This window comes from Sulfurimonas lithotrophica (assembly GCF_009258225.1).
GTDB classification, from domain to species: Bacteria; Campylobacterota; Campylobacteria; order Campylobacterales; family Sulfurimonadaceae; genus Sulfurimonas; species Sulfurimonas lithotrophica.
Window position 1 is genome coordinate 1,725,987 of the sequence record NZ_CP043617.1, and the last position, 22,236, is coordinate 1,748,222.

A 22,236-nucleotide genomic window follows, 5' to 3' on the forward strand; every position below is an offset into this window, starting at 1 on the left:
CATATACCTAATTGTTATTATGTTTTCTTTTTATTAGAGGACTGCTTTGACTTTACAGAAGCTGATTCTGAATTTAGATACAATTTAATAGCCTCTTTGTCTAAACTTACATTTAAATCATCTATTTCTGTGAAATCACAATATACTTTTTCATCTGTTTTACTTCCATCATATACCACTAGTACACCTTTTTTAGACTCAGTATTATTATTTAAATATATATTTAATTGCTTGAAAGCATTGCAAAGAGTATCCAGTTTGTAAGTTGTATTATTTCCTTTGTTATTTATAGATTCACCAGTCCATTTAACTTCAAATAAATACAGTTCATTACTATCATAATCAACAGCACATATATCTAAACTATCATTAGTTCTGTTATTTGATACTTCACTAAATACTTTTGCATCTATTACATTTAACATTAAATAAGAAACTAAACTCTTATGGAAAAACTTTTCTGGTTTATTTAAAAGAATTCTATCATTTTTATTATGCCAATAATTGACTTTTTTTTCATCTAATACTTCAGAGGAAAAATGGTTATTAATTAAACGCTTATAATCTTTTATATTCAAAGCATATTTATCTTTTTTTCTACCCAATTTAAATATATCATTAATATTATTAAAGATTGTCATCCTTTTCGAATTATGAAATATTTCAATTTGATAATTATCAATAATAATAAATAATTTATTAGAAAATTCTTCTTTTTCAGACACCTCATATATTAAATCATCATCCAATATATTTTCTACTTTTTCTTTATCACTTAAAGTTATATTTCCATGAAAATCAATAATAAATTTATTGTGCATTTTTTTAATGTATAAATCAAAAAAATCATCAAATATATTATACGTAAAATTTTTTACTTCTGACTCATTAACTAAAATTAGAATAGCTCTCTTTTTTTCAATATCTTTATAACTTTCACTAGTAAAAAGTTCTTTAAGGTTAACTAGAAATTCTATTATTTGTACAGGTGAATAAGTTGTATTAAAATTTTTTGATATTTTATTTGAAGGACTTTCCAATATCTTTTTTAACCTATGACTATCAAGCATATTTATCGTCCTTTGTCTCTAAATACTTTGAATAATAAAACTCAAACATAGTCAATACAATCATTTCAAATAAGTACTCTTGTGTGAAATCTTTATCGGCATACTCTCTAATACATATATCTATAAGCTCTTTTGTTTGAGGAAATTTTTCAATATCAATTAATTCAATCTTATTTTCAGTATTTCTAGCAGACAAAAAAGTTGGGTCTTGATAAACTAGTTTTACAATACCATCTAGATTATCGAAATACTTTAGTTTAACTGTATACAATATTGAAACCTTACATATTATATTGAACCAGGTATATTTTTCTTTCTGATATTTATATTGAACTAAATCACTTACTAATTTTTTGCCTAAATCTGTTATTTTATAATTTATATAACTAATATTGTCTTTTATTTCATGTTTTTCAAAATCTATAATATCTATTAATCCAAACATACTTAATTGATCTAATATATTCTGAAGTTCACTTGAAAAAGGTCCTCTATGATATGTTATAAATTCACATATTGCTAAACTTATTTTTTTTATTGGTAATAATATATTTGCCAAATAAACTATTTTTTGAATACTTATCTTCGAAGCTTTAAAATCTTTTTCTTGTTCATCTAAAGCATATAGTACAAATAATACTTCATTAGCTTTTTCATAGTTAATCATTATTTGACTTTATTATGGAGTTAATTTTATTTTCTAACTCTATTTTCATAGGTTCTGTATTATCCATTAATTTTATAAAACTATATGTATTTTCTTCCGTAGCATATTTTTTTAAGAAATAAGGGTCATGTAAATTTGTTACAACTGTCAATGAAGATTGTATTTTGTTTGATAATTCATATATTGTTTTAGCTAAAGAGTCTATATTTAAATAGTCAAATGAACCTTCACTAGTCTCTAAAATAAAAAAAGATTCTATGTTATACTTTTTTTCTAAATATTCTAGAAGTGATAATCTAAAAATATATTCAGTAATCAATCTTTCAGATGTACTTAGTGACTTTGCATCATTCTTTACAATTTTTTCAAGTACTGGTAATATTTTTGATAGTTCTACGAATTTATTATGTGCTAGTGATTGCCCAAGTACATCTGTTTTAGTAATACCGTCAATAACAAATACAACATCTTTATTTTCAAAATAAACTTTTGTGTTATTATTTAATATTTCCAAGAACTCATCTAGTTCACTTTTATAATTGTCACCAATATCTTTATAATACTGTTCCAAATTTTTCTCTAATATTTTTAATTCTTTATCTAGTTTTTTTATATTTGATTCTCTTTCATTAATTTCATTTTTTAGAGTTTTCATTCTAGAAACTTCAGTCATATATTCTAGATTATTATATATATCGCTATTATTTTGCTCATATTCAAGTTTTATAAGTTTTTCACTTATTAATTCCTCTTTTATATTTTCTATAGTTTCAGAAGCACTATTAATACTTTCTTTTAAAACTTCTAGTTCTCTTTTAATTTTATCTTTAATATTTTTTTGATTAATTAAATTATCATAACTATAATCTACTTTGCTTTTTAAACTATTTAACTCATCCAATTTATCTTTAGAAAACTCTTTTCCATTTTTTAAAAGTTCTATTTCTTTGTCACACATTGGACAATGTGATGCTTTCTTAATACCATTCAATCTAATTACAGTAGATGTCCCAATACGATTTGTACAAAAAGAACATATTTTATAGTTATCTAGCTTATGATAAAAATGTAAATATTTGTTATATGTACCTTTATAGAATTTTGATTCTAATTTAAGTATTTCAGATTGTAAATTTTCATATTCTTCTTGAATTGAAAAAAATGTTTTTTGTTCTCTATTATGTTTTGAAGAAACTTTCTCATATCCCTCTTTTAGTGTCTTAATATTATCCTCTTCTTTTTTCAACTTGATTTCTAAAAATTTAAGTTTTTTTGGATCATATATATTTACGTTTTCTTTATTTGCTATCTTACTTATATTGTCATTAATTTTATCAAGTGTCTTTTTAATACTAGCATTGTGATGCTGTTCTTGCCTTTTTTCTGAATCTTTCTTTTTTATATCTAGTGTAATATTATTAAATTTTTGTTCATCACAATCGAAAAACATTAAAAACAACTTATTTTGTATGCTTTCATTCCATAATAAAAAATCATCTTGTTCTTCTAGTACTAAAAACTCTTTCATTAAAAATACAAAGTTATCAAAGGATATACAAGATAGTTTTTCAACTTCATTTTTATAAAAACTATTTAAATCATTTTCTTCTACATTATCATTATTTAATTTTAAATTAATAATTTTATTAGTTCTTATTTCTCTCTTAATTTCGATTAATGAGTTAAAAAGTTTAAAATGAATCTCAACAGTGTTATTTTCTTCTTTTTTCATTCTAGATAAGAATTTTTTATTACTAATAGAAATTTCTTTATTATTCTTATTATTAGCAAATTCAAATTTATTATTATATTCACCTACTATAGCATATAACAGTAATTCTATAGTAGTAGTCTTTCCTATACTATTTTTACCTATTAATATATTTAAAGAATTTTCTAAAGATAAATCCAACTCTGTATTTGATGCAAACAAAGAATAAAAGTATCTAGACACCTTAAAAGATATTATTTTTGGAAGATTTATTGAACTCAATTAAATTTAACCTTTTTTATTATTTAGAATTAACTTTACAAAAATAAGGCTTAATTATTTTTTAATTACTATTACACTTTCTCGAAGTTTGCCAACTTCTTTTTGTTGTGCACTTGGAGATATTTCTCTTGCAATTCTTATTTCTTCAATTTTAAATCCATGCAGTTTTGCAATCTCAGCTATTATTTTATCAACTTCTATTAAAACACCATAATAAGAAGAATTTGCAACATTAAAATATATTTTTCCATAATTAGTTAACTTCTTGCTAAGGTTATAAAATAAAATATTCATATCTTCAAAATATCCTATAATCATATTCAATAAATTTCTATTCCAAAACTTATTTTTATGTTTATTTATTTCATCAACAACATTTGTCAAAATATCAATTTTTAAAGGTGTTAAATCATCATATGCAACTTGAACATGAGATCTCAAAGTACTTTTTCTTAATTTTTTTAACGAATCATAATCCTTAATTAAATCAAGCATCCATAGTTCTATCATATATATATCTGTATAATCTCTTGTATTTAGATATGGTGGAGATGTTATAACTAAATCAACACTATTATCTTTAAGAGTAGCTATAGACTTTCGTATATCACCATAATAACAATTTTGTTTATTACTTACCAACTCATTTTTAGTTAACTCATTTAACTTTTTTATATCATTTAAAATTGTTATATTTAACTTTTCATAAAATTCAAATAATAAGTCTTCTTTTTTTAAATCTAAATCTTTCCAATCTCTTTTATAACTTAAACATTTTCCATTTCTATATACATTACTATATTTTAGTAATAGTGAAGCACATGCGATTTCAAAAATATTTTTATATTTAGAATCTTTTACAAATGAAATAGCATATTTTATTTTCATAAATGTATCAAAAATATCTTTATTAAACATCCATTTTTTTAATTGATCACCTTCTACTATAGTTTTATATTTTGGTATACTCAATTTTTCATAAACTAATGTCATTGATATAGCTGAGTCTTCAATAATATCTTTAACTAACTTACTACTTCTAATAAATGCCTTAGTTGTGTATCTTGTCTCCATTTTAGTTGTAGCAAGCTTATGCATAAATGGATTAACTTCAAAAGAAGTACAAGCTATCTTTTTTTTCTGTAACTCTAATGGTGTTGTACCACTTCCAGCAAAAGGTTCTAAACAATGTAGTGGAGTATAATTCAACTCATTTAAAATACTTTCTATAAATTCTTTTGAATAACCTTCTACAAATGAATACCACTGATGTATATATTCACTTTTATTTTTGTTAAACTGCATCAAGCCTTTATATTCACTCGAATAATCAACTATATTATAATCCATTAATTTACCTTTCAAACATAAGCATTATAAATATCATAAACTAAAATAATCCTGAAGATGCATTTATATTCTTAAATTAAGTATGTAGTAGATTACTATATTAATTTTTTCAAAACACTCTCACACCATCTTTCAATACTATCATCATCTAAATCACCATTTTTATGGTCTTTTCTTTCAAAAGACAACTTATAATTATCGGAAACATATTTAGTAAGTTCTTTATAATTAAAATCTTTTTCAATATAATGTTCAATTATGCTTTTCATATTATGAGCAGTATACGGCTCTATACTCTCATCTGTGTAAAAAATCCAAGTAGATGGACCCCAACTATCATCTTGTTCTATTTCGACTATATACACTGCTTTCTGGTCATATGAAAGTTCACCAAATAGGAACCTTCTGTTTTTACTATCATCTCCGTCTTTTTTTGACTTCGACTTATTGCCTTTTTTCTTATTGTTTTTTATCAAACTAATATCATTTGGTCCTACCAATTCTGAACCTTCAACATATGCAAATGTTAGTAAAGCTTCATAAAATTGATAAAAATTTTCCAGGTTAAATATATTTTTCTCTTTATTAGCTTCTTTATCATCATTTGTTTGTTCTGTTTCACCAAGCTTTTTATCACCATCAGCAGCTGGTTTTTCAAAACTGTTACCTATTTTTCCAGGTATATGTTTATTCAATGGTTCAGCTTCACCTTCTTTATATAATGTTTCGCCAAATACTGCTACTTTATTGTTATAATATTCCTCTGTATGTGTATAAAGTTTATGCTTAGCATAGTCACTTGATGGTGTACCAGTATATACTTTATTGTCTCTTTTTGGTTTTTTTCTTTTGAATCTTTTTTTAGATTTTTTAGGTGGTATATACTCTTCTGGATCTAAATCTTGCGGATCTACATTTTCACTATATTGTTTATAGTAAACTTTATCAAATCCAAAAGGCGCATTGTCAGAATGTATATTTAAAACAAGATACTTTGGTTTACCTCTTCTGTCATTGCCTATGTATATATATGAAGCATATATGTTAAATGCATTTCTACTTGGAAATTGAGCTTTTATTGGTTGATATTCATCATTTGACAAAGACTTCTGATTTCCAACATACTCCAGTCTGTTTCTTGCAAATGAACTACCGATAAACCTGCATAAAAATGGTAAATCTTTTTTCCCAGCTTTTCTTTTTATATGAAGTTTAACTACTGTCTGGTCATCTTCTGTTTTATTTCTAAAGCTCCCCTCATAATAAAGTTCTCCCAAAGTTGAACTCATAATTGCATGCTTCATAGATGATGAAATAAAATAAAATCTGTTCGCTATTGTATAGCACGGTATAACTAACGTACAATCATCTTGTTCCTCTACATGGGCATACTGTCTCATAAAAGACTCTTTTAAATCATTATCACTTAAAAAGTTTGATTCATTATATATAATATCTGAAAGTTCCATTAGCTGTATACTTGTATTTATATTTACAAAAAACTCACCTTTTAATAGTGTTTTATTTTGTCCAACGTGTTTACCATTAGTATATACATGCCCAACTTTATATTTATAACGCATCATTTCTGGTGTCATAGGTGTAGAGTGAAATAAATTAGTTTCTATGTTTCTAAAAATAGCTTTGTAGTAGTTTGGATGTTCTTGAATATTTATGTCTGTAACTATGACAAATTCAAAAGGTTGGTTTTTATATTTAGAAAAAAAGTCGAGGATTTTTGAATCGTTTTTTGACAATTTTCAAATCCTCCAGTAACATTTGTTTATGTACGAGTAACATTAGTTCTTAGAAATGACAACTAAGTTCTATAATCTGCATTTATCTTAACGTACTCATATCCAAGGTCGCAGCCGTATGCTTTAAAGCTCCCCTTAGCTATTCCGAGATCACAATTTATTGTAAACTTTTTATGCGTCATAACTATGGCAGCTTTTTTCTCCATCTCTGCATCAAAGTAAACTTCACCTTTGTCATACACACATACATTATCAAAAGAGATTTTCAAGCTCATCTCGTCAGATGCAACTCCGCTAGCTCCTATGGTAGATGCTATACGACCCCAGTTTGGATCTTCCCCGTAAAGTGCAGTTTTTACAAGTAGTGAGTCTGAGAGTGCTTTTGCAGCTATTTCAGCCTCTTTATCATCTTTTGCACCCGTTACGTTATAAGTTACGAGTTTTGTAGCACCCTCTCCGTCACGCACCATTTCACGAGCTAAAAAAAGCATGATTTTATAAAGAGCATCTGCAAAAGCTTCTTTATCATATGCACCGCTTTTTTTATTTGCAAGAACCATTACCGTGTCGTTTGTAGATGTATCTCCATCAACGCTTGCAGCATTAAAAGTGGTCTTTGTAGCTTCATCTAAGATTTTTTGCATCTCGTGTGCCGGTACATCTGCATCTGTAGTTATAAAACAAAGCATAGTAGCCATTGCAGGATTAATCATACCCGCACCTTTAGCCATAGCACCAATGCTAAAACTGCTTCCATCGTCAAGTTCGACTTTGTATGCACACTCTTTTGAAAAACTGTCAGTTGTCATTATAGCACGTGCCGCATTTGAAGGATTTTTTTGAGTTATATCAAAAAGTTTAGTTCCCGCTATTATTTTTTCTTTTGGAAGTCTTACCCCTATTACACCGGTTGAACTCATAACAGGGTTTAGTTTATCAGAAAAATTTTGCATAATCTCATCTATATCTTTAACACCTGCAACACCTGTCATAGCGTTTGCATTTTTAGAGTTTATAAGTACGAAATTAGTTTGAAAGTCACCCTTTGCTTTAAAATGTTTTATAGGTGCTGCCGCCATCTTATTTGTCGTAAATACAGATGCAACATCACAAGGTGCATCCGAGTATATAAACGCCATATCCAGTGCAGAGTTTGCTTTTAATCCTGCACTAACACCGTCTGCAAAAAAACCTTCACTACTACATACACCGCTGTCTAAATAAGTTAATTTATACAATTCTAAGCTCCTTAGGCTTATTTTTTCTTCTTAATAAACTTTTTGTCGTTGCAATATCTGATTGTGTTCCGATTACAAGTAGTTTACACTCACTTGTAATAAGTACGTCACCCTTTGGTACGGATATAAATTTACCGTCTTTTTTCGTAATTCCAACAACGGAAGTATTTGTTATCTGTCTTAAGTGTGTCTCTTTTAATTTTTTTAGAACTGCCCACGAGTATTTTGGCACTTCAATCTCTTGCATATCTATAGGGTTATCACTCTTATACAGGTACTCTTCTAACAAGTTCTCCATATCAGGTCTTGCTGCCATAGCACTAACCCTTTGAGCAGTAAGCCTAGTTGGAGACACAACCGTATCGGCTCCAAGTTTTTTAAGTTTTTCCACATCACTAATAAGTTCAGCCGATGAGATAATATAATACGGGCGAGGCAAATGATGTTCTTTTTCAAATAACCTCACGGATGCGATAAGAGCAATATTATCAGCCATTGAATCCGAAAGAGTTATCAAACCTTTTGCGGATGCAAGATGTGCTTTTAACATAGTCATCTCCGCATGAGGTTCTGCCTTTAAGTATGTAGGATAATTATGTTCTATTGCCCATTGATGTATCTCTTCCCTTGGGTCAACAACTACAAAAGGGATATGGTTTTTACGAAGTTCTTTTGTAACTTCCAAAGTATAATCATTATGATAACATACAACAAAATGTTTTTTAAGTCTTGCAATCTTATATAACATTCTACGCTCCTTTAATATGGCAACTATATTTCCTCTGTTTAATTCCGCTACTAAAATACCTATCGCACTTGAAAATACCGCAAAACCAGCAATAATAAGCGTAATCGTAAATATACGACCTGCATTGGAAACAGGAGCTATTTCGCCAAAACCTACGGTTGTAAAAGTGATACCCGTTTGATAGATAGCATCCATAAGTTTAAAGTCATCAATTACGACATAACCCATAGTACCGATCATCATGGTCATTACGGTAAAAATCAGCGGTAAACGAAACGCTTTTAAGTGAGGATAAACTTCCGGTAGAAGTTTTACGTGTGGTTTGGGAGTAGCCTCCCAATGTAGAAATTTACGAATCCTTTGTAAAAGATTCATATTTTTTTCCTTTGTACCTTAAGAGTTTTTCTTAAGTGTACGTAATTCTCTAGCAGAGATTTTTACTTTTTTAGTTGTTCCATCTTCCTGTGTAATTCTTACTGTTCTTAAGTTTAGTAAGAAACGACGCTTTGTTCTGTTTTTAGCGTGAGAAACATTGTTTCCACTCATTGGGCCTTTGCCACTGATAGCGCATCTTCTAGCCATCTGAAATCCTTATTTGAATTTTAAAGTTGCGAATTATATCAAATTGAAGCAAAACTTCAACTTAAAGAAAATTACACATATAATAAAATATTAATTAATCATCATTTTATCTAAATATAGTTAAAATTTACCAATTTTACAAAAAGCGTATATATGGTAACTAAAAAAGACATTGATTTATTTATAGAAAAAATCCCACCGACACCTAAAATACTACAAGCTACTATGATGTTGGTAAATAACGGGGAACTCTCTAAAGCCGCAAAAATTGCAGAACAAGATTTAGCGTTAAAATCTTATTTAAGCGATTTAGTAAATAAGCCTCTATACGGTTTTAGAAATAAAGTCAGTGATATCGGGCAGATATTTGGAATACTCGGTTTGCCAGCTTCGCAACAAACACTTTATAACTATATGTTAACATTGCTATCTCCAAAAAAATGGGAACTATTTAAACTTAATGAAAAATCATTTTCAGAATTACAGGTAAATCTATCTATAAAATGGAAAAAAATATTAGAACATTTAAATATAGTCGATAAAGATATTGAGAGTGCCATAACTCTTTTACCTGCCAGTATCATAGTTTCGGAAGCTCTTTTTGCAGGTGTTAAAAAAGATGTCGAACTCTTAAGAAGCGTCCATAATCTTGACTATAACACTATACTGCAAAGACTTTGCGGTACTTCACTTTTTGATATATGTGTTCAAATTGCCGATAAATGGGATATGCCTGAAAATATTTCAGAAATCGTATTAAGTTCATCAGGTTTGCATCCATCAAACAACCATGAGATAGATATGCTCGCAAAATGGATGCATCTACTGCTTTTTTATGAGCTATCTCAGCCTATGTTTGTAGAAGCTACTTTAAATGATTTTATAGACTTTCAAATTGATTATGTCTCAGATATATATGAAGAGTTTGCGCAAGTTATGGAGATAGAATGAGAGCATTAGTTAAAAACGGAATCGGTCTTTTTTCTCCTCAAGGTTTTTTGGACGGAGACAACACTTCAACATTTCTTAGCCTTGAAGATATAGAAGCTACGGTTGAGTTAAATGTTGACATGGTATTGGTATCTTTAAAAAAAGTTATCTTTTTTAATAAAAACGGCTTGGATGTATTTGTAAAACTTTTTTCAAAAGTAAAACAATCAAAAAGCATAACGGTAGGTTTTTGTGACTTAGACCATAAAAAATATGTAGCTATAACCAAGTTTTATGCAGAAAATACAAATTTTTCTATTTTTAACACTTTTGCGACCGCTTCGCTTTTTTCATCAAGTTTTAAAAACCAAAATAAAAATGTACTGCTTTTTAGTGAAGACAAATCCCAAAGAACTGCTATGGCAATAGAACTTCACGATGCAGGACACAATCCCGTAGTCTGTCAAACTATGGAAGAATTTCAAGAAAAAAGTTCTAACAAAAGTGCTTATGATAATATAATCAAAGACACTTATCTTGGACAAATGGGACAAAAAGTAGCTACCCGAGTAACGGGAAATGCAATAATCTATACAATTTCCGCTTTTTTAGATACGGAGATTGGAAATACGTTTAATATCGCATATCATAAAAACTCACTAAATGTAGGATTTAGACTTTTTATTTTCGATGCATATAAAGTCGTAAGTATGAATATTCATGCTTTAAACTTCTTTACAAGACTCGCAACAAGTGCAGCCGAATACAACGCTACTATATGTTTTGTGGGATTAGATTCTACAAAAGTTCAGGATTCTTTTCAGGAGAACATGGAAGATGCGGGCATTATATTTTATGCTCAAATGGAAGATATACTAGGAAATAAAAAACTTTTAGAAGAATTAGGCGCAAGCAGTGCCGCTAATATTCAAAATAAAAGAACTTTAAATAAAGCTATAGTTACCAAACTGCCTGATTTTATAGATGCAACCGTAGCAACGATTGAAATGATGACAAACTCCGAAGCTGCAAAAGAAGCCGTTGAAGTAAATAAGATTGATATTAAAGAAACAGAAGGAAAAATTGCTTCTTCTATAGGTTTTTACGGAGATATCGACGGTATGGTCGTGCTTGTTTTTCCCAAAGAGATAGCTAAAAAAGCATGTGAACTTTTAATAGGTGAAAACACCGATGATATTGAGATGATTTTAGATACCTTGGCAGAACTTGTAAATATCGTAGGCGGAAAAGTGAAATCTTTACTTGGAGATCATGGTGTAAGTGTAAATATAACACTTCCAAGAACTTATCACTCTATCGATGGACTTTTAGAAGTAGCTCAAGATAAAAAAGGTGTACAGGTAGATCTCATCTTTGATAACGAGAAATTTTTATTTTTCTTAACTAGATAAAAAGACTACTTCGATATAATTCCAAAATAATTCTTAAAAGGTTTATTATGATAAAGGTAGCTCCAAGTATTTTATCTGCAGATTTTGGGAATCTTCAACATGATGTTGAAGAGATATGTAATGCAGGTTGCGATTTTGTTCATGTAGATGTTATGGATGGGCATTTTGTACCGAACTTGACAATCGGTCCCGTTGTAGTTTCAAGCGTTGCAAAATGTGCTACAAAACCGCTCGATATTCATCTAATGGTTGAGAACAATACTTTTTTTGTAGATCTTTTTGCACCTTTAAAACCTGAATATATCTCTTTTCACGTAGAAGAGGAAAAGCATCCTCATCGTTTAATACAAAAAATACGTTCATACGGCATCAAGCCTGCTATTGTACTAAATCCTCATACACCGCCTGAATCAATAGAATACCTTATTGGGGATTTAGACATGATTTTACTTATGAGTGTAAATCCCGGCTTTGGAGGGCAAAGCTTCATAGAAAGTGTACTGGCAAAAGCAAAAAAATTAAATGAAATGAGAAATAAATTAAATCCAAATTGTTTAATAGAAGTGGACGGAGGAGTTAGCGATAAAAACATACGTTCTTTAAAAGCTGTAGGTGTAGATGTCGTTGTCGCAGGAAGTTATGTCTTTAAACACGATTCAAAAGAAGAAGCTATAAAGAGTCTGCAGATATAATGAAATGTAAAATTTGTGGAATAACATCATATGAAGATGCCATGATGGCAATAAAAGCAGGTGCAGATGCACTGGGATTTGTATTTTACGAAAAATCTCCACGCTATATATCTCCCTCGGATGCAAAAAAAATAATCTCAAAACTTCCGCCGTTTGTTGAAAAAGTAGGCTTGTTTGTGAATGTAGATGCACAGGTTATAAACTCGTATATTCAAGAATCCGGTTGCACTCTAGCCCAACTTCATTTTGAAGCGACAGACTCAGTTTATGAGCAACTTTTTGTACCGTATATAAAAGTAATACGTGCAAAAAACAAAGAGGACATTTTAAAACACTCAGACGAGTATAGACTTGTAGATGCGTATTGTGAAGCATACGGCGGTGCAGGAAAAAGAATAAATACAGAATGGTTTGAGGGAATTGATTGTTCTAAAATAATTTTAGCAGGCGGACTTAGTCCTAATAATGTATCATCTGTGAAAAAATACGGTTTTTACGGTGTAGATGTTAGTAGCGGAGTTGAGATAAGTCACGGTAAAAAAGACCCTAAAAAAGTAAAAGACTTTATCGACAATGCGAAATAAAAATTTTATTTTAGACGATAAAAGTATTCATAAACTAGCTAATAAAGGTTTAGCGAGAGAACATCTAAAAGATCAACTTGGAGATGATTTAGACTTTTTTTTAGAATTATGGAAGTCACAAGGTTTAAGTGTTGAAAAGTATAGAGGTTATTACTATTTTTCTACAAAGCTTTTAAAAATTGAAGATGCTGAGTTTTGTATAGTTGATATTGAGACAAACGGTTCAAAAATAGAAAAACATCAAATTATTGAAATAGCAGCTCTGAAAATCAAAAATAATAAAATTATAGATAGATATGAATCTTTAGTTTATACAAAAGAGATAAATATACATATTACCGAAATAACAGGAATAAAAGCTGATGATACTACAGATGCACCTGATTTGAAAAAAGTTTTATATGACTTTAAAGAGTTTTTGGGAGATGCAATATTTGTAGCACATGATGTAAAGTTTGACTATAACTTTATATCCTCTAGTATGCAAAAAATCGGTTTACCTCCCCTTCTTAACCGCTCACTTTGTTCACTTGATTTGGCACAAAGAAGTATAGTCTCATACAGATACTCCCTCTCTTATCTGAACGAGTATTTTAACCTTTACCCTGATGCAACGCATCATAGAGCTATGAGCGATGTTTTAACTACGTATGAGCTATTTAAACTTTGTTTGAAAAATATAGATTCGGAAATAAAAACAGTAGAGGATTTAATAAAGTTCTCAAAACACGCAAAAATGCTGAAAAAACCGAAACTTGATCCGCTTTATAAAGAGGAAAAGAAATAAAATGTTCCATAGGTTCAAGCTAAGGGCAAAAGAAAAATATCTAAAATAAAAGTAGTGATGTAATTGCAAGGCGCTTGCGAGGAAGTATACTAATAGTACATGACGAGCGAAGCAACGCAGCAAGTGCATTGCTAATTTTATTTTTTATTCGCTAAAAGCGCCCATACCTGTCAGACGAGCGTAGCGTGCGCTCATACGCTCTTCTTCTGTCATAGAACGAAGTTTCGCAAGCTCATCTAAAAAGTAATCACCTATAGCTTTTGCGGCGCCGTCACGATCACGATGTGCTCCGATTAAAGGCTCATTTATTACATCATCAATTAAATCTAACTTTTTTAAATCTGCAGATGTAATTTTCATAGCTTTAGTTGCATCTTCAACCTTAGCCGGGTCGTTCCATAAAATTGCGGAACATCCTTCAGGCGATATAACACTAAATACAGAATAACGCATCATAGCAAACTTATCTGCAACACCGATTGCCAGTGCTCCACCTGAACCACCTTCACCTATAACGATAGAAATAGTTTCAGTTTTTAGTTCTGACAACTCTAGTAAATTTCTGGCAATAGCCTCAGATTGGTTACGCTCTTCCGCACCGATTCCAGGGTATGCACCAGGTGTGTCCACAAGGAAAAGAACAGGAATATTAAACTTTTCGGCTAATTTTGCAGCACGCAGGGCTTTTCTGTATCCTTCCGGATGCGGCATACCAAAGTTTCTTCTGATTTTATTTTTAGTACCGCGACCTTTTTGCTCACCGATAACCATAACTTTTTCATCGCCTATATATCCAAGATAACATAAAATAGCAGGATCGTCACGAAAGTGACGGTCACCATGAATCTCATAATTGTCACGCATAAGCAAATTAATATAATCTAAGGCATACGGTCTGTCTAAGTGACGAGCCAGTTGAAGTTTTTGAAAGTCTGATAAATTAGTGTAAATTTTCTCAACTGATTTATCAAGATTAGCTTCAAGTTCAACAACTTTATTATCATCATGGCGAACACGTGCAGATATAATCTCTTCTTGAATAGATTTTATCTTTTGTTCAAAGTCTAAATAAGTAGCCAAATTAAATCCTTAAATTAGATTTTTTGAAAAATCAATACGCCGTTAGTTCCACCAAAACCAAAAGAGTTACTCATAACCGTTTTAAGTTCAGCCTTTCTAGCTTTATTTGGAACATAATCTAAATCACAGTTTTCATCAGGTGTCTCATAGTTAATAGTCGGAGGGATAATTCCATCGCGCATAGCCATTAAACACGTAACAGCTTCGATACCCCCTGCTGCACCTAAACAGTGACCAATTTGACCTTTAATAGAACTCATTGGCGGAGTAGCATCACCTAAAAGCTCTTTAACTGCTGCCGTTTCATTTTTGTCGTTAATAGGCGTTGATGTACCGTGAGCATTTACATAATCAATTTTCGGTTCACCTGCCATTTTATATGCAGCTTTCATAGCACGAGCCGGACCGTCTAGTGACGGAGTAGTGATATGATTTGCATCTCCGCTCTCACCAAAACCGATAATCTCTCCGTAAATATTTGCACCGCGCGCGACAGCACTTTCATACTCTTCGAGTACTAATGAAGCTGCACCCTCACCCATTACAAATCCATCACGATTTGCATCAAACGGACGAGAAGCCCCTTTTGGGTTATCGTTGTTAGTTGAAAGTGCTTTCATAGCGGCAAATCCACCGACACCTACACCTGTTACGGCACACTCAGCCGAAACAACAAGCATTTTATCTGCACCGTTACACATAATAGTTTTAGCAGCCTCACTTACAGCATGAGTACCTGCAGCACATGCAGTTACAGATGAAAGGTTAGGACCTTGTGTCCCATGTTCGATTGAAACAAACCCACCAAGCATATTTACAAGTGCACCTGGGATAAAGAAAGGAGAAATTCTTCTTGGACCGCGAGTTTCTAAAATAACAGAATTTTTTTCGATTGACGGAAGTCCACCGATACCACTTCCTGCACTTATACCAAAACGAGTCATATCCGTATCTTCAGGTAGATTTGCATCTTCCATTGCTTCTTTTGCAGCTTTTAGTCCTAAATGGATAAATCTGTCGGCTTTTTTAACCTCTTTTGGAGGCATAACCTCTGAAGCGTCAAAGTTTTTAACTTCACCGGCAATTTTTACACTGTAATTTTCAGGATCAAATAAAGTTATCGTATCAATTCCACATACACCGTCACAAATAGCTTTAAATGCACTCTCTTTATCATTTCCTACAGCGTTAATCATTCCAATACCGGTTACTACAACTCTTCTCATTAAGAACTCCCAAAAAATATAAAATACTTTATAAAACCAAGCTCTAAGCTTGGCTTTAAAAATACTTAAAATATGTTAGATTATTTGCTTTCGATATAATCTACTACATCTTTAACAGTTTGAATCTTTTCAGCTTCATCATCTGGAATTTCGATATCAAATTTCTCTTCAAGAGCCATTACTAGTTCAACAACATCAAGGCTATCAGCACCTAAATCTTCAACGAACTTTGCGTCCTCTTTTACTTCATCAGCGCTAACGCTTAACTGCTCAACTACTACTTCTTTAATATCATCTAAAAGTGCCATTATGACTCCTGTATTTTATTTTATATCGCAATTATAACAAACTTTCCTTAAATGAAAAGTTACGCCATATTCATTCCACCGTTAACTTTTAAAGTTTCGCCAGTGATGTAACTAGAATGATCACTTAATAAAAATGCCGTAGCTTCAGCCACCTCTCTAGCCTCTCCCATGCGGTTCATTGGAATTTTAGTATTAATACTCTCTTTTACGTCATCACTTAAAACTTCCGTCATCTCTGTAGCTATAAAACCGGGTGTTACGGTATTAAAACGGATACCGCTTGTAGCAGATTCTAATGCAAATGATTTACTCATAGCAATTACTCCGCCTTTAGATGCAGCGTAGTTAGTTTGTCCTGCATTACCGGTTTCACCGATAACAGAAGCAATATTCACAACTGAACCGAACTTTTGTTTACGCATAATCTTCATAGCTTCACGACAACCTATAAAACAAGATGTTAGGTTTGCATTTATAACACCCATAAAATCTTCAGTTTTCATACGAAGTGCTAGTTTATCATTTGTAATACCTGCATTATTTACAAGGTATGAAAGTTCACCGTCACTGTCTTTAATAGTTTTAAATGCATCTATAAAGGCAGCTTCATCACTCACGTCAAATCCTATAACCGCAGCTTTTCCGCCGGCAGCTTCTATCTCGTCTTTAACGGTATCTGCAGCCTCTGCACCGCTTCTATAGTTAATCCAAACTTTTAAACCAAAACCTGCTAAAGTCTTTGCAATCTCTGCACCAATACCACGGCTTGAACCTGTAACTAAAACATTTTTTCCTGTAAACTTCATACTTTGATTATCTCCATTTATATTAATTTTATTGTTATACTAGACTATGATCCATCTCTGAGGGAATCTCTATATCCATAAGGTTTAAAACAGTAGGTGCAATATTATTCAATCCGCCTGATTCAACTTTACTTACACCCTCTGCCTCAACAAAACACCATACTTTTCCGACTGTGTGGTTTGTTAAAACATTTCCCTTATCATCTTTCATCTCTTCACAGTTTCCATGATCGCTTGTCAAGATAAAGGCATAAGCTTTTTCTTTTGCTTTCTCGTAAATCTTACCAAGTTGTGCATCTACAGTCTCAACCGCAATTTTTGCCGCTTCAAAATCTCCAGTATGCCCGACCATATCACCGTTTGCAAAGTTTACTACTACAAAATCATACTCATCGTCCATAGCTTTTAGAACTACTTCCCCAACCTCATTTGCACTCATATCAGGTTTCATATCGTATGTTTTTACATCAGGGCTAGGTATTAAAACTCTGGTTTCATTCTCATACGGCTCATCAATTCCACCGTTTAAGAAAAAAGTTACATGGGCATACTTTTCAGTTTCAGCCGTATGAAGTTGTCTTAAACCTTTTTGCGATATAACTTCAGCCAAAGTATTTTTCGGCGCTTCTTTTTTAAATAAAACGGGATAAGAAAAACTTTTATCATATTCTGTAATGGTAGTTAGATTTACATCTAAACGTTTTGTCTCAAAACCGCTAAAAGCACTATCGCCTATAGCAGAAACTATCTCACGCATCCTATCACTTCTAAAGTTTATCGTCAAAACACTGTCACCATCTTGCATACCCTCATAACCTTCAAATGCAGTAGGCATTACAAATTCATCCGTATCTCCTAATGCATACGAGTTTCCGATATATCCCTCGGGAGTATATTGTGTTTTAGGATTGGCATTTACTATAGCATCGTAACCAAGCTGTACTCTCTCCCATCTGTTATCTCTGTCCATAGTATAAAATCTACCGCTGATAGACGCAATTTTAACATTTGTATTTGTATGTTTTTCAACAATTTCAAGATATTTTTGGGCTGAAGTCGGGCTTACGTCTCTTCCGTCCGTAATAAGATGCAAAAACACCTCTTTATTTTGAGCAGCTGCCAAATCTGCTATACCCATAAAGTGTTCTATGTGAGAGTGTACCCCGCCGTCACTCATAAGTCCTATCAGATGCAACCTGTTTGAACTACTTAGCAAAGTTTGAAAAACATCATTATCTTTTAGAGTATTTTCCTGAAGTGAGAGTGAAATCTTTACTAAATCTTGATACAAAATCCTACCGCTTCCGATGGTCATATGTCCGACCTCAGAATTACCCATTTGACCTTCGGGCAATCCTACACTAAGTCCAAAAGTATCTATCAAGGAATGCGGTGTATTTGCAAAAAGTTTGTCATAAGTCGGTTTATTTGCATTATAAAAAGCATTGTGCTCAGTTTTGGGACTGTAGCCAATGCCGTCTGTAATAACCAATACTGCTTTTTTTGACAAATTTCATCCTTTAACAAAAATTTTTGTGAGATTATACTATAATCATGCTTTTAATTTAACTAATGGATAATTAAATTGCTATATTGGCTATACGAAACCTTTAATATCAACCTACTTGGATACATAACTATACGTGCCGGTGTATCTTTTTTTCTTGCTCTGTTTTTTGTCCTTTATTTTATGCCAAAATTCATCCGCTGGGCTCAAAAAACATCAAGTACCCAACCGATTAACGGCTGGGCACCTGAGCGTCATCAAGCTAAAGCATCTACCCCTACTATGGGTGGTATAGTTTTTATATCTGCTACCGTATTGGCATCTGTATTAACTATCGATTTTGCAAACCTCTACACTATCGGGGCATTGCTGACACTTATACTTTTTTCGCTTATAGGTTTTCAAGACGACTATGCAAAAATAAAAAAGAATGAAAACTTAGCAGGACTAAAAGCCAGAACAAAACTTCTTTTACAAATAATATCTGCTCTTGTTATCGCTTGTTTCTTATGTCTTTTCGTCAACTTTAACACGGAGTTGTATATTCCCTTTATAAAAACACCAGTAATGGATATGGGTAGTTATTCCATAGTCTTATGGATTATAGTAATCATAGCCGCTTCAAATGCGGTAAACCTTACCGATGGACTTGACGGACTTGCAACCGTACCTTCAATAACCGCTCTTTCAAGTTTTAGCATCATCATCTATATAACCGGACATGCCAAAATAAGCGAATATCTTTTACTGCCAAACTTTCAAGTTGGAGAAGTCACTATAATCTCAACTGCACTTATGGGTGCGTTGACAGGTTTTTTATGGCATAACTGCCATCCTGCGGAAGTCTTTATGGGTGATAGCGGTTCACTCACAATCGGAGCATTTTTAGGTTACTTGGCAATTATTTCTAAGAGTGAAATCTTACTACTTCTGATAGGCTCTATTTTTGTTATAGAGACTCTTTCCGTAATCCTTCAAGTGGGAAGTTATAAACTGCGTAAAAAAAGAGTCTTTTTAATGGCACCTATTCATCATCACTTTGAGATGAAAAACTGGGCTGAAAATAAGATTATCGTTAGGTTTTGGATAATATCGGTTTTATCCAATTTGATTGCACTGATTACATTAAAGATTCGTTGATGCAACAAAAAAGAGTCTCACTTTTTGGATACGGCGGTACTACCCGCTCTTTAACAAAGCTTTTTCCATCTGCCGTTTTTTATGATGACAAATGTAATAAACCATTTAAAGATGAAGATGGATTTCAAATCCGTCCTGCTTTGGAGTTTGATGAAAACTACTCGGACTTAGAGATACCAAGTCCGGGGATTCCGCCTTTTAACCAACTTATAAAAAAAGCTAAAAATATTCAAAGCGAGTATGATATTTTTTCAGATACAAAAGCTTTAAAAATCTGGATAAGCGGTACAAACGGCAAAACAACGACTACACAGATGATGCAGCATCTACTAGAGTCCAAAAATAGCGTAGCAGGCGGAAATATAGGCACACCTTTGGCAGACTTAGATACAGATGCAAAGATATGGATTTTAGAGACCAGCTCTTTTACAATGCACTATACAAATAAAGCTACTCCAAATATATACGTACTTCTGCCTATAAAACCAGACCATTTAAGCTGGCACGGCAGTCTTGAAGAATATGAAAAGTCCAAGCTAAAACCTATAAAAGAGATGAAAGAAGGCGAAGTCGCAATCATCCCTAAAAAGTATAAAGATGTAAAAACAGCTGCTCATATAATCAGCTACGAAAACGGTAATGATTTAGCAAAATATTTTGATATAGATGCAAAAAAGGTAAAATTTGAAGGTGCTTTTTTAGTAGATGCTTTGCTTGCTATGGCAGTTGATAAGATACTTTTTGACAGAGTTGATTATGAGAAGATAAACAGTTTTGAACTTGACCCTCACAGACAAGAAGAACTTAGAGATTCAAAAAACAGACTTTGGGTAAACGATACAAAAGCTACAAATATAGATGCTACAGTAGCTGCTTTAGATAGATATAAAGACTCTTTTGTGCATCTGATACTCGGCGGTGACGATAAAGGTGTTGAGTTAAATGAACTTTTTGTGGCTTTAAAAAACTACAATGTAAAAATTTACAATATCGGTTCAAACAAAGACAAACTCTCAAAACTGGCAGAAGAATACGGCATAGACTTTGTTAAATGTAAAAACTTGCTAGATGCAGTAGATAAAATAAACGCGGATTTAACACAAACCCAAATTGCCCTGCTATCACCTGCTGCCGCTTCACTTGATGAGTACAACTCATATGCCCATAGGGGAAATGAGTTTAAAGAAGCCGTCGGTAAATTATAAAATGACAAAAATCGCCATACTTGCTTCACATAACGGAAGCGGATTTGATACACTTTATAAAAATGCAAAAGAGTTAAATATATCTATAGAGTTGCTAATATCCAACAATTCAGACTCAAATGCGATTCAAAAAGCAAAAAACAGAGACATTGAGAACTATGTTGTAAATTCTAAAACCGACGATAATCCCGATGCAAAGATTTACGAGCTTATTAAAAATAAAGACTGCACGTTCGTATATCTCTCAGGTTATATGAAAAAAATATCTGAGGAGATTACAAACAGTTTTAAAGTTATAAATTCACATCCTGCCCTGCTTCCAAAATACGGAGGGAAAGGGATGTATGGACACTATGTACATGAAGCCGTTATAAAAAACAACGAAAAGGTAAGCGGATGCACACTCCACTTCGTAAACGAAGTATATGACGACGGTGAGATAATACTGCAAAAACAGATACCTGTAGATGCAGATGATACGGCAATTTCTCTTGAATCAAAAATAAAAGAGTTAGAGTCTCAAACTATCGTAGAGGGTTTTAAAAGATGTTTGAAGTAGCCGAGTATATAGGGATAGTTGCATTTGCAATGAGTGGTTTTTTTGTAGCAACTCGTGCTAAACTTGATCTGCTTGGCATTTTAATATCTACATTTTTAACGGCTCTGGGCGGTGGAATAATCCGTGATATCTCCGTAGATACTACACCTTTTACATTTTCACATAACTATCCCGGGATTATGGTTTTAAGCGTAATGATTTTAATGATTTTATTTAAATTTCACAAACGTAACTCTTTTGAGAATAAATCATACTTTATCTTAAGTGATTCTATCGGACTAATTTCTTTTAGCATCAGCGGTGCAATCATCGCTATAGAACATAACCTGAATTTTACCGGTGTTCTTGCAATCTCTTTTATAACCGCAGTTGGCGGAGGGATTGTCAGAGATGTGATTTTAAACGAAGTACCTTTTGTATTTAAAACGGGGTTTTACGGTACTGTCGCATTGCTGATGGCTATATGTGTGTATGTTTTAAATATCTTTGATTTTATAAACATTGTGACTCTGTCTTTATTGTTTATACTAGGGGTTGTTTTAAGACTTATAGCTTTTTATAAAAAATGGTCGATTCCATTAAAATAAAACTCTAT

22 protein-coding genes are annotated in these 22,236 nt (G+C 32.0%); 9 read left to right on the forward strand and 13 right to left on the reverse strand.

Features of this window, described 5'->3' with window-relative positions:
- Positions 1 to 17: 17 nt before the first annotated feature.
- The 8 genes from FJR48_RS08645 to rpmB form a co-directional block, all read right to left on the reverse strand.
- Positions 18 to 1,070: a hypothetical protein gene (locus tag FJR48_RS08645; protein ID WP_152307742.1), complete on the reverse strand. Its 1,053-nt coding sequence runs from the start codon at positions 1,068 to 1,070 to the stop codon at positions 18 to 20.
- Positions 1,063 to 1,737: a hypothetical protein gene (locus FJR48_RS08650; RefSeq protein WP_152307743.1), complete on the reverse strand. Its 675-nt coding sequence runs from the start codon at positions 1,735 to 1,737 to the stop codon at positions 1,063 to 1,065. The genes FJR48_RS08645 and FJR48_RS08650 overlap by 8 nt, the downstream gene beginning before the upstream one ends.
- A complete protein-coding gene (locus FJR48_RS08655; RefSeq protein WP_152307744.1) occupies positions 1,730 to 3,730 on the reverse strand; it encodes a hypothetical protein in 2,001 nt (666 codons plus the stop codon). The genes FJR48_RS08650 and FJR48_RS08655 overlap by 8 nt, the downstream gene beginning before the upstream one ends.
- A gap of 54 nt (positions 3,731 to 3,784) precedes the next feature.
- Positions 3,785 to 5,080: a hypothetical protein gene (locus FJR48_RS08660; RefSeq protein ID WP_152307745.1), complete on the reverse strand. Its 1,296-nt coding sequence runs from the start codon at positions 5,078 to 5,080 to the stop codon at positions 3,785 to 3,787.
- Positions 5,081 to 5,175: 95 nt separating this feature from the next.
- Positions 5,176 to 6,837 (reverse strand): hypothetical protein, encoded by a 1,662-nt coding sequence (locus tag FJR48_RS08665; RefSeq protein WP_152307746.1) that lies wholly within the window; start codon positions 6,835 to 6,837, stop codon positions 5,176 to 5,178.
- Positions 6,838 to 6,899: 62 nt separating this feature from the next.
- Positions 6,900 to 8,075, reverse strand: coding sequence for a bifunctional glutamate N-acetyltransferase/amino-acid acetyltransferase ArgJ (argJ, locus tag FJR48_RS08670; protein WP_152307747.1), 1,176 nt, complete (start codon positions 8,073 to 8,075; stop codon positions 6,900 to 6,902).
- Positions 8,068 to 9,198, reverse strand: coding sequence for a potassium channel family protein (locus FJR48_RS08675; RefSeq protein ID WP_188108565.1), 1,131 nt, complete (start codon positions 9,196 to 9,198; stop codon positions 8,068 to 8,070). Before FJR48_RS08675 ends, argJ begins: the two co-directional genes overlap by 8 nt.
- Positions 9,199 to 9,216: 18 nt before the next feature.
- Positions 9,217 to 9,405, reverse strand: a complete 189-nt coding sequence (gene rpmB / locus FJR48_RS08680; RefSeq protein WP_152307748.1) for a 50S ribosomal protein L28 — start codon at positions 9,403 to 9,405, stop codon at positions 9,217 to 9,219.
- A 153-nt stretch (positions 9,406 to 9,558) separates the two neighbouring features.
- Here rpmB and FJR48_RS08685 point away from each other — a divergent pair, with 153 nt between their 5' ends.
- From FJR48_RS08685 to FJR48_RS08705, 5 genes are read left to right on the forward strand one after another with little or no spacing between them, the layout of a single operon-like run.
- Positions 9,559 to 10,356, forward strand: coding sequence for an HDOD domain-containing protein (locus FJR48_RS08685; protein WP_152307749.1), 798 nt, complete (start codon positions 9,559 to 9,561; stop codon positions 10,354 to 10,356).
- On the forward strand, positions 10,353 to 11,747 hold the full coding sequence (locus FJR48_RS08690; protein WP_152307750.1) for a chemotaxis protein CheX: 1,395 nt from the start codon (positions 10,353 to 10,355) through the stop codon (positions 11,745 to 11,747). The genes FJR48_RS08685 and FJR48_RS08690 overlap by 4 nt, the downstream gene beginning before the upstream one ends.
- A gap of 50 nt (positions 11,748 to 11,797) precedes the next feature.
- The gene (gene rpe / locus FJR48_RS08695) at positions 11,798 to 12,439 is read left to right on the forward strand and encodes a ribulose-phosphate 3-epimerase (protein ID WP_152308419.1); all 642 of its coding nucleotides are present in this window, start codon (positions 11,798 to 11,800) and stop codon (positions 12,437 to 12,439) included.
- Complete coding sequence (locus FJR48_RS08700; protein ID WP_152307751.1) at positions 12,439 to 13,023, forward strand: phosphoribosylanthranilate isomerase; 585 nt, start codon at positions 12,439 to 12,441, stop codon at positions 13,021 to 13,023. The genes rpe and FJR48_RS08700 overlap by 1 nt, the downstream gene beginning before the upstream one ends.
- Complete coding sequence (locus FJR48_RS08705; RefSeq protein ID WP_152307752.1) at positions 13,013 to 13,810, forward strand: 3'-5' exonuclease; 798 nt, start codon at positions 13,013 to 13,015, stop codon at positions 13,808 to 13,810. Before FJR48_RS08700 ends, FJR48_RS08705 begins: the two co-directional genes overlap by 11 nt.
- Before the next feature lie 144 nt (positions 13,811 to 13,954).
- On the opposite strand, the gene FJR48_RS08710 is transcribed toward FJR48_RS08705, so the two are convergent.
- The 5 genes from FJR48_RS08710 to gpmI all read right to left on the reverse strand — a co-directional run bounded on the left by FJR48_RS08710 (position 13,955) and on the right by gpmI (position 18,740).
- Positions 13,955 to 14,890 carry an acetyl-CoA carboxylase carboxyltransferase subunit alpha gene (locus FJR48_RS08710; RefSeq protein ID WP_152307753.1) on the reverse strand — a complete coding sequence of 312 codons (936 nt, stop codon included), beginning with the start codon at positions 14,888 to 14,890 and terminating at the stop codon, positions 13,955 to 13,957.
- Between the two features lie 14 nt (positions 14,891 to 14,904).
- The gene (locus FJR48_RS08715) at positions 14,905 to 16,116 is read right to left on the reverse strand and encodes a beta-ketoacyl-ACP synthase II (protein WP_152307754.1); all 1,212 of its coding nucleotides are present in this window, start codon (positions 16,114 to 16,116) and stop codon (positions 14,905 to 14,907) included.
- Positions 16,117 to 16,196: 80 nt separating this feature from the next.
- The gene (gene acpP / locus FJR48_RS08720; protein ID WP_152307755.1) at positions 16,197 to 16,424 is read right to left on the reverse strand and encodes an acyl carrier protein; all 228 of its coding nucleotides are present in this window, start codon (positions 16,422 to 16,424) and stop codon (positions 16,197 to 16,199) included.
- A gap of 59 nt (positions 16,425 to 16,483) precedes the next feature.
- Positions 16,484 to 17,230 carry a 3-oxoacyl-ACP reductase FabG gene (gene fabG / locus FJR48_RS08725; RefSeq protein WP_152307756.1) on the reverse strand — a complete coding sequence of 249 codons (747 nt, stop codon included), beginning with the start codon at positions 17,228 to 17,230 and terminating at the stop codon, positions 16,484 to 16,486.
- 34 nt (positions 17,231 to 17,264) lie between these two features.
- A complete protein-coding gene (gene gpmI, locus FJR48_RS08730; protein ID WP_152307757.1) occupies positions 17,265 to 18,740 on the reverse strand; it encodes a 2,3-bisphosphoglycerate-independent phosphoglycerate mutase in 1,476 nt (491 codons plus the stop codon).
- Between the two features lie 75 nt (positions 18,741 to 18,815).
- On the opposite strand from gpmI, the gene mraY reads away from it, so the two are divergent.
- From mraY to FJR48_RS08750, 4 genes are read left to right on the forward strand one after another with little or no spacing between them, the layout of a single operon-like run.
- Complete coding sequence (mraY, locus tag FJR48_RS08735; RefSeq protein WP_152307758.1) at positions 18,816 to 19,877, forward strand: phospho-N-acetylmuramoyl-pentapeptide-transferase; 1,062 nt, start codon at positions 18,816 to 18,818, stop codon at positions 19,875 to 19,877.
- The gene (murD, locus tag FJR48_RS08740; RefSeq protein ID WP_152307759.1) at positions 19,877 to 21,082 is read left to right on the forward strand and encodes a UDP-N-acetylmuramoyl-L-alanine--D-glutamate ligase; all 1,206 of its coding nucleotides are present in this window, start codon (positions 19,877 to 19,879) and stop codon (positions 21,080 to 21,082) included. The genes mraY and murD overlap by 1 nt, the downstream gene beginning before the upstream one ends.
- Positions 21,051 to 21,641, forward strand: coding sequence for a phosphoribosylglycinamide formyltransferase (purN, locus tag FJR48_RS08745; RefSeq protein ID WP_241856045.1), 591 nt, complete (start codon positions 21,051 to 21,053; stop codon positions 21,639 to 21,641). The genes murD and purN overlap by 32 nt, the downstream gene beginning before the upstream one ends.
- Entirely contained in the window at positions 21,629 to 22,228 is a 600-nt protein-coding gene (locus FJR48_RS08750; RefSeq protein ID WP_152307760.1) for a trimeric intracellular cation channel family protein, read from the forward strand. The genes purN and FJR48_RS08750 overlap by 13 nt, the downstream gene beginning before the upstream one ends.
- The last annotated feature ends 8 nt before the right edge of the window (positions 22,229 to 22,236 follow it).

Bases quoted from the DNA above. Each gene is read 5' to 3' on its own strand.
- FJR48_RS08645 (WP_152307742.1), bottom strand. From the start codon at position 1,070: ATGCTTGATAGTCATAGGTTAAAAAAGATATTGGAAAGTCCTTCAAAT.
- FJR48_RS08650 (WP_152307743.1), bottom strand. From the start codon at position 1,737: ATGATTAACTATGAAAAAGCTAATGAAGTATTATTTGTACTATATGCT.
- FJR48_RS08660 (WP_152307745.1), bottom strand. From the start codon at position 5,080: ATGGATTATAATATAGTTGATTATTCGAGTGAATATAAAGGCTTGATG.
- FJR48_RS08675 (WP_188108565.1), bottom strand. From the start codon at position 9,198: ATGAATCTTTTACAAAGGATTCGTAAATTTCTACATTGGGAGGCTACT.
- rpmB (WP_152307748.1), bottom strand. From the start codon at position 9,405: ATGGCTAGAAGATGCGCTATCAGTGGCAAAGGCCCAATGAGTGGAAAC.
- FJR48_RS08685 (WP_152307749.1), top strand. From the start codon at position 9,559: ATGGTAACTAAAAAAGACATTGATTTATTTATAGAAAAAATCCCACCG.
- FJR48_RS08690 (WP_152307750.1), top strand. From the start codon at position 10,353: ATGAGAGCATTAGTTAAAAACGGAATCGGTCTTTTTTCTCCTCAAGGT.
- FJR48_RS08700 (WP_152307751.1), top strand. From the start codon at position 12,439: ATGAAATGTAAAATTTGTGGAATAACATCATATGAAGATGCCATGATG.
- FJR48_RS08705 (WP_152307752.1), top strand. From the start codon at position 13,013: ATGCGAAATAAAAATTTTATTTTAGACGATAAAAGTATTCATAAACTA.
- FJR48_RS08715 (WP_152307754.1), bottom strand. From the start codon at position 16,116: ATGAGAAGAGTTGTAGTAACCGGTATTGGAATGATTAACGCTGTAGGA.
- acpP (WP_152307755.1), bottom strand. From the start codon at position 16,424: ATGGCACTTTTAGATGATATTAAAGAAGTAGTAGTTGAGCAGTTAAGC.
- fabG (WP_152307756.1), bottom strand. From the start codon at position 17,230: ATGAAGTTTACAGGAAAAAATGTTTTAGTTACAGGTTCAAGCCGTGGT.
- murD (WP_152307759.1), top strand. From the start codon at position 19,877: ATGCAACAAAAAAGAGTCTCACTTTTTGGATACGGCGGTACTACCCGC.
- purN (WP_241856045.1), top strand. From the start codon at position 21,051: ATGAGTTTAAAGAAGCCGTCGGTAAATTATAAAATGACAAAAATCGCC.
- FJR48_RS08750 (WP_152307760.1), top strand. From the start codon at position 21,629: ATGTTTGAAGTAGCCGAGTATATAGGGATAGTTGCATTTGCAATGAGT.